The following is a 5,987-nucleotide window of genomic DNA, read 5'->3' on the forward strand; positions in this document are numbered from 1 at the left end:
TTCCCGTTAATATAATACTTCCCGTTAATATAATACGCTGATTCTGTGAAAACCGTAAATACAACCTCTACTTCTGGAAGTCCAAAATCCATTACATATGTAGTAATGGCCTTGGCAAATCGATCACGAATTTCCTGTCCACGCTCGAACCATTTCACTTCAATAAGAGGAAATGCTACTATTTCTTCTCCATTGAATACAAACGTAGAACCTGGTAGTTCAAACGTAAAATTATCCGTACCACACTCACAAATCTCTGCTAGCTCTTCTACTAATGGCTTGCTTATGCGTTTTAATTGTTCAGTAGTAATTCCACGAAACACAACATGCGGCATGTGAATCCCTCCGTTAGATAGCTTTATATTTGCTCACATCATAACACAATTTATTTTACTGCACTAACACCTATTGGTAAATTTAAATGATATTCTTAAGAATGATCATATGTTATTGAAGCAATACATGTATTGTGACTATTTAAAACATTTGAGAGCTCGGTAATTGGGCAAATATAAAAAGCCTTATCATTCTCCCTGTAAGGAGGCATGATGGAAGGCCTCTATTAGGAAAGGGATAGTTGCGCTTATATATTTTAAAAAGAAAAGGCACCCTAAGGTGCCTTCCTCCGACTTGATAACCACTTTAATTTTAATAACATTGGATTTCCATCCGAATACTATTTTACCACGTTAAGTAATGTTGGTCATTGAGAAATTCAAATACGTAGTGTTCATATATAGTGACATCTAGGAGCATGCAAGATTTAATACAGTTTTTTATTTATCCAACAACAAAAAAGAACCCTAAAACCGTGCCAGGATAGGAATGTATAAAAAAATACATAGGTCGATAGAACAAAGAAAGGAGGTTCCCTTGTAAGGGAACCTCCTTGTCCTTGCTACTGATAATGAGACGTTATGTTAACCGAGCATGAATAGAACATTCATCATTTTTTCTCTTGTATTCACTTGTACTAGAATTAAACTAGTCTTCAAACCAAAATAACACTTCAATAGGTGCTTTTAAAACTTTTGCAATATCGTAAGCCAATTTTAATGAAGGGTTATATTTTCCGTTTTCGAGATTACCAATTGTTTCTCTTCTAACTCCAACCTTATTAGCTAAATCTCCTTGGGACATATTTAACTTTACCCTATATTCTTTCATCCGAGTAATCAACGTCATCCTGCATCCCTTTCTTTTCTCTACGTTCAAATATTTCTAAATTAATTAGAAAAGTTCCTAATGGTATTAAAATTGAAAGTGCAAAAAATAAACGAATTACATGTACATTTTCAAAAATAGAAACACTTAAGAGTAATATACTACCAAATACTAGTGTTACAAAAAATGCCCTTGTAGCGGCGATACGAACATGCAATATAAAAAGCTCATCTGGTATAACTTTTGCGTATAAAAAAAAGAAAAAGAAAAGGAAATAGTAGTGAGGCGAAAACGAATTTTCACTTAAAAATGAGAAAGGTGCCAAAAAACCTAAAAAGCCAATAAACCCTAAGTAAGCTAATTTATTCTTCATATAAGATCCCCTTTGTGATATATTTCGCTCTTTATGAGATAAATATATCACATAAAGAGCGAAATAAAAAGGAATTGAAACTTTATATCTTTGTTTCAAACCAATACTTTTAACTTCCGCTTTCGATAATTATGTAAATGATCTAGTGGTGGAGGTTCTGGTAAGGACAAGAAGAGGAACGTATAAAAATAGAGTTGTAGAAAAAGAAAGAGTGGATTCCTTATGAGAGTTGGGATCCGCTTTTTTATTACAACTGATAAAGAGACACTATATCTGACTTATATAAATATCCTATTTGTTCAAATTTGTCCTAGCTGATGGTACAATTAAAATCATGGAGGGATATTATGGTAATTTTTTATGTAACACTGTTTCTTATATTCGGCACTGCAATAGTCTTATTTTTCTTGTCTGGTACATCAAAAATTAAGGCTAAAAACCTATCATTGATAATGGTCTGTTTAGGGATAAATCTACTCACAAGTCCAATGGCTTTTTTTATAGGTGGGATGGCAACAGCCCCTCCAGATAGTACTACGCTTGATTTTTTTGGAGGATTTCTCTTTATTCAGGGAATACCGCTCCTCCTACTACTTGCAGCTTTTTTGAAGTTTGCACTAACAAAGAAAACAAAACAAGTATAGAAGTACATAATGAATAGGTGGATGCCTTTTTAGAGGAGGGATCCACCTTTTTCTTGCTATCGATAATAGGACGTTATGTTAACTATATACGAATATCATATTCATCCAAAATTGCCCTTATTGATGGTACAATTAAAATCATGGAGGGATATTATGGGAATTATTTTATATTTTGCATTTTATTTTGGAGTACTGTTTCTTATAATTGGTACTGCATTAGTTTTATTTATTATGGCTGCATTACCAAAAATCTGGAGTAAAAATCTATCATTCGTAATGATCGGTTTAGGGATAAATATACTTACCATTCCGTTATCTTATTTTATAGGTGGGATGGCAACAGATTCTCCTGATAGTACTAGGTTAGATTTTTGGAAAGGATTTTTCTTTGTTCAAAAAATACCGCTCTTTTTACTGATTTTTTTATTATTTTTAACTTTGGTGTCATGGTTTATTCGTAAGAACAAGAAAAAAGTAAACATGTAGAATTTTAAAATGACTTCCAATAACAAGAATTATTTAAATAAGCTGTTCATATGGACAGCTTATTTTATTTTTCCGCATAGCATAGATTATTTTGAAAAATGCTGACGGTACCCCATGCCCATCAACTTAAGTTTTTAATGTCCCCCCAAAACGATAAAAATAAACTTGGTTGCTATAAAAGACATCACGTTTTTATTCTGAAAGCATTATAAAATTTTAACCTAATGATTATATAGAAGGTACCGATTATTAGGGAAATTATACAATAAGATGTCCGGAGATAATATAGTTGTTTAATTTACATTATCAAGACCTAAATCAAAAAAGTCATAAAAAATAAGGAGTGATACATATTAGTCATTGACTAATATGTATCACTCCTTTACTTCTTGCTCCACAATCGCACCCGATTCTGGAAAATTTAAAAAACGTTTATTTTTCTTTTAACATTGAATACTTTCGATAAGTTTTATAGAAATTGATACCCAAAAAAACAAACAGAAGTGTGGAAGACAACTTCAAAAGGACAAATGGAGTTTCAAATAAAAATGCCTTCCAAAATAATGAACCTTTCATACTCCAAAGACCTTCATGATATAATCCCGAATCCTTGTAAAACATATAAGAATAAGCTAAACACAGCATAACCAACCAAAATGAATAATTCATTAATTTTTTATAATGATTATCCTTTGATTGGCGATCCGAGAAGATTTCTTTCTTCAAGTTTCGGAGCGATAAAACGATATATTGCTTTAATGAGACTTGAAGAAAGTATTTCCATCATAAAAGTAAAAATTTCTGGATTCTTTTTGTAGATACGATTATAGGAATCTAAAAAAAGCATCGTTTTTGTAAATTCAATTTTTTTAGTAGAGAACTTTTGAATTTCAGTATTTTCGTGAAGTGAACAGCTATCCCAGTAAGTTTCATTTAGCAGCTCAATAAAATTATTCATCTTAACTCCCTCCATAATAAAAACTCCTCAAATTTGAGAAGTCTGTTCATTACGCATACATGCGTTTAATATTTTCTTACTGTGTTTCTAATCGAGACTCTTCGTAGTCATTTCTTAAAAGTAGGTATTGTTTTGAAATGATTTCTTGAATGTCTTCATGTGTTAGATCCTGATTCTCAGTAAGAGCATCATTTTTAATTCTGGCCATGTTTTACCGCATTGATCTAATACGAATTCATTAAAACTCATTTATTCTCTCCTTTCTAGACAATACAAAAAGCCCTTCAAGGATACTGGATAGTAAGAACCAATGCATTTAGCATTACATTCTTCTTTCAAGTAACCCGAAGGGCTTATGTGTATTGAGATTGATTTGAAAAATAAAAAAGGTGTATATAACAAATGATATCTCAAATTTCTGAAAATGTAAATTGATTATAAAGAATTCGTTTTAGAGTTTGATAAATATAATTTATAAGAAGTAAATATGAAAAAGTTAGAGAATTATCTTAGTTATTAAATAGATTCTGCCTATACTTTAAGTAGAGCCCAATTTATTAAATTTAAATAGTTTATATGTTCATATATAGAATTTTGAAGGGGGTATATTGTAAATGATTCCAACGTCAACATACGTGGCTAAATGGGTATTAGATGACCTAACACTTGCATCAAGACCAAATCAGGGAATCAAACTAAGTACATTTAAAAAATTAGAGAAACTTTATGTAGAATACAGAGAAATGATTGAGGGGGATACTAGCTTTGAAATCACACATTATTTGCTAGAGTTTATCAATCCGCATAATCTCTTTGTAGTAAGAGAGGGTTACTATATATTTGATAATAAAACGATGAAATTTATTAAAGTATCGGATGACATCCATTTTTCAAATCAAAGCTTAGCGTACTGTAATAATGGAGTTGCAGTGGATTTAATAAACGGAAAAATGCATTTTTTAGAAGGCCATTATTATAAAGTTAAGACCTCATATGTTGATTTATTAAAAGGAGAAACTATACCTGTAATGGTATTAAGTCATCTAGATAATAATGTTGGAGTATCAGTTCCTTTGACAATGTTTAATGAAGAGAGAACTTTTAAAATTTCAGAGAGTTATATAGTAGATCTTACCGCCAAAAATTGTAACAATGAGAGTGAATTTAGTGAAAAGGGAAACGTAGTACGATTTCTAAAACCATCTATTGTGTAGTTAAGTATATATGTTAATTAAATTCATAATGAATTTAAGAAGGTGATAAAGTTGTCTTTTGAAATGTATACAGCCTTTCGAGGTAAAGTAATTATAAAGGATGAATATAAAAAATTGGTGGAATTAATAAATACAGGAAGCTGGGAAGAGGCAGCGTTAAAGTTTCCATTTGTTAAAGAATATATAAAAGTTAATCGTAGTACAGACATTCCATTTACAAAGGAACAGATAAATGAAGCATTAGCAGAAGATGATTTTCTATATATGAGGTGGCACGTAGGCAACTGGGAAGAAGAGAATGACTATTATACAAATTTAAAAAGTTATGAATGGTCATTTATAGCCAATCTAAAGAATTAAAGGGATACAGACCATAACGTGACACCTATTACATTATTTATCATTTTAGCCAAGAAGACTCCTTCCTCAAGGAATGCAAAGTGAGTAGGTGGGAGATGAATTGGCTTCGGACAAGGGATGGCAGGAAGCCATCTTAATTGTTCTACATACATAAACTGTTACTTCACTACCTATCGAATATACGTTTGTTGTATAATAGACACATATCGAAATGGGGGTGGAACGAATGATAATCAATAAAGCATATAAATTTCGTATCTATCCAAATAAAGTACAAGCGATCCTAATCAATAAAACGATTGGCTGTTCTCGTTTTGTATTCAATCATTTCCTATCTCTATGGGATAATGCATACAAAGAAACAGGAAAAGGTTTGACATATGGGACATGCTCTGCCAAACTTCCTGCCATGAAGAAAGAGTTTGTTTGGTTAAAAGAAGTGGATAGTATTGCGATTCAGTCGTCTGTTCGCAACCTTGCGGATGCGTATACACGCTTTTTCAAAAAATAAAACAGTGCCCCGCGTTTCAAATCTAAGAAAAACAACGTACAATCTTACACCACAAAACAAACAAATGAAAACATTGCCGTTGTAGGAAACAAAATGAAATTACCAAAAATCGGTCTTGTTCGATGTGCCAAAAGTCGTGAAGTAAAGGGACGTATTTTAAATGCTACGGTTAGACGGAACTCTTCTGGCAGATACTTTGTGTCATTGTTAGTTGAAACAGAAGTGCAAGAACTTCCGAAAACAAATTCTTACATTGGAATGGATGTGGGACTAAAAG

At 31.8% G+C, this 5,987-nt stretch carries 6 protein-coding genes and 4 pseudogenes; 5 read left to right on the top strand and 5 right to left on the bottom strand.

The window, feature by feature from the left end:
* From AC1DKZ_RS32420 to AC1DKZ_RS32430, 3 genes are all read right to left on the bottom strand, one after another.
* On the bottom strand, nucleotides 1-335 hold a 335-nt coding region (locus AC1DKZ_RS32420), incomplete at its 3' end, for a DUF1904 family protein (RefSeq protein WP_476997939.1).
* A gap of 649 nt (nucleotides 336-984) precedes the next feature.
* The gene (locus AC1DKZ_RS32425; protein WP_000172689.1) at nucleotides 985-1,185 is read right to left on the bottom strand and encodes a helix-turn-helix transcriptional regulator; all 201 of its coding nucleotides are present in this window, start codon (nucleotides 1,183-1,185) and stop codon (nucleotides 985-987) included.
* Entirely contained in the window at nucleotides 1,154-1,537 is a 384-nt protein-coding gene (locus tag AC1DKZ_RS32430) for a DUF3796 domain-containing protein (RefSeq protein WP_002144055.1), read from the bottom strand. Before AC1DKZ_RS32430 ends, AC1DKZ_RS32425 begins: the two co-directional genes overlap by 32 nt.
* Before the next feature lie 347 nt (nucleotides 1,538-1,884).
* Here AC1DKZ_RS32430 and AC1DKZ_RS32435 point away from each other — a divergent pair, with 347 nt between their 5' ends.
* Nucleotides 1,885-2,181, top strand: coding sequence for a hypothetical protein (locus AC1DKZ_RS32435; protein ID WP_476997940.1), 297 nt, complete (start codon nucleotides 1,885-1,887; stop codon nucleotides 2,179-2,181).
* A gap of 153 nt (nucleotides 2,182-2,334) precedes the next feature.
* Nucleotides 2,335-2,667, top strand: a complete 333-nt coding sequence (locus AC1DKZ_RS32440; RefSeq protein WP_431183402.1) for a hypothetical protein — start codon at nucleotides 2,335-2,337, stop codon at nucleotides 2,665-2,667.
* 432 nt (nucleotides 2,668-3,099) lie between these two features.
* On the opposite strand, the pseudogene AC1DKZ_RS32445 reads toward AC1DKZ_RS32440, so the two are convergent.
* Together AC1DKZ_RS32445 and AC1DKZ_RS32450 are read right to left on the bottom strand one after the other, a co-directional pair.
* Nucleotides 3,100-3,390: pseudogene (locus tag AC1DKZ_RS32445) on the bottom strand (DUF2812 domain-containing protein); the annotation flags it as partial.
* A pseudogene (locus AC1DKZ_RS32450) lies at nucleotides 3,374-3,625 on the bottom strand (hypothetical protein); the annotation flags it as partial. The pseudogenes AC1DKZ_RS32445 and AC1DKZ_RS32450, both read right to left, overlap by 17 nt.
* Before the next feature lie 614 nt (nucleotides 3,626-4,239).
* Between AC1DKZ_RS32450 and AC1DKZ_RS32455 the strand changes: the two are divergent.
* The 3 genes and pseudogenes from AC1DKZ_RS32455 to AC1DKZ_RS32465 form a co-directional block, all read left to right on the top strand.
* Nucleotides 4,240-4,839, top strand: coding sequence for a hypothetical protein (locus AC1DKZ_RS32455; protein ID WP_061689702.1), 600 nt, complete (start codon nucleotides 4,240-4,242; stop codon nucleotides 4,837-4,839).
* 63 nt (nucleotides 4,840-4,902) lie between these two features.
* Nucleotides 4,903-5,196 (top strand): annotated as a pseudogene (locus AC1DKZ_RS32460) (hypothetical protein); the annotation flags it as partial.
* Nucleotides 5,197-5,425: 229 nt separating this feature from the next.
* Nucleotides 5,426-5,987: pseudogene (locus tag AC1DKZ_RS32465) on the top strand (RNA-guided endonuclease TnpB family protein); the annotation flags it as partial.

It is taken from the genome of Bacillus sp. 05T21 (genome assembly GCF_056396785.1).

Coding starts and splice junctions, on each gene's coding strand:
- AC1DKZ_RS32425 (WP_000172689.1), bottom strand. CDS start 1,185: ATGACGTTGATTACTCGGATGAAAGAATATAGGGTAAAGTTAAATATG.
- AC1DKZ_RS32430 (WP_002144055.1), bottom strand. CDS start 1,537: ATGAAGAATAAATTAGCTTACTTAGGGTTTATTGGCTTTTTAGGTTTT.
- AC1DKZ_RS32435 (WP_476997940.1), top strand. CDS start 1,885: ATGGTAATTTTTTATGTAACACTGTTTCTTATATTCGGCACTGCAATA.
- AC1DKZ_RS32440 (WP_431183402.1), top strand. CDS start 2,335: ATGGGAATTATTTTATATTTTGCATTTTATTTTGGAGTACTGTTTCTT.
- AC1DKZ_RS32455 (WP_061689702.1), top strand. CDS start 4,240: ATGATTCCAACGTCAACATACGTGGCTAAATGGGTATTAGATGACCTA.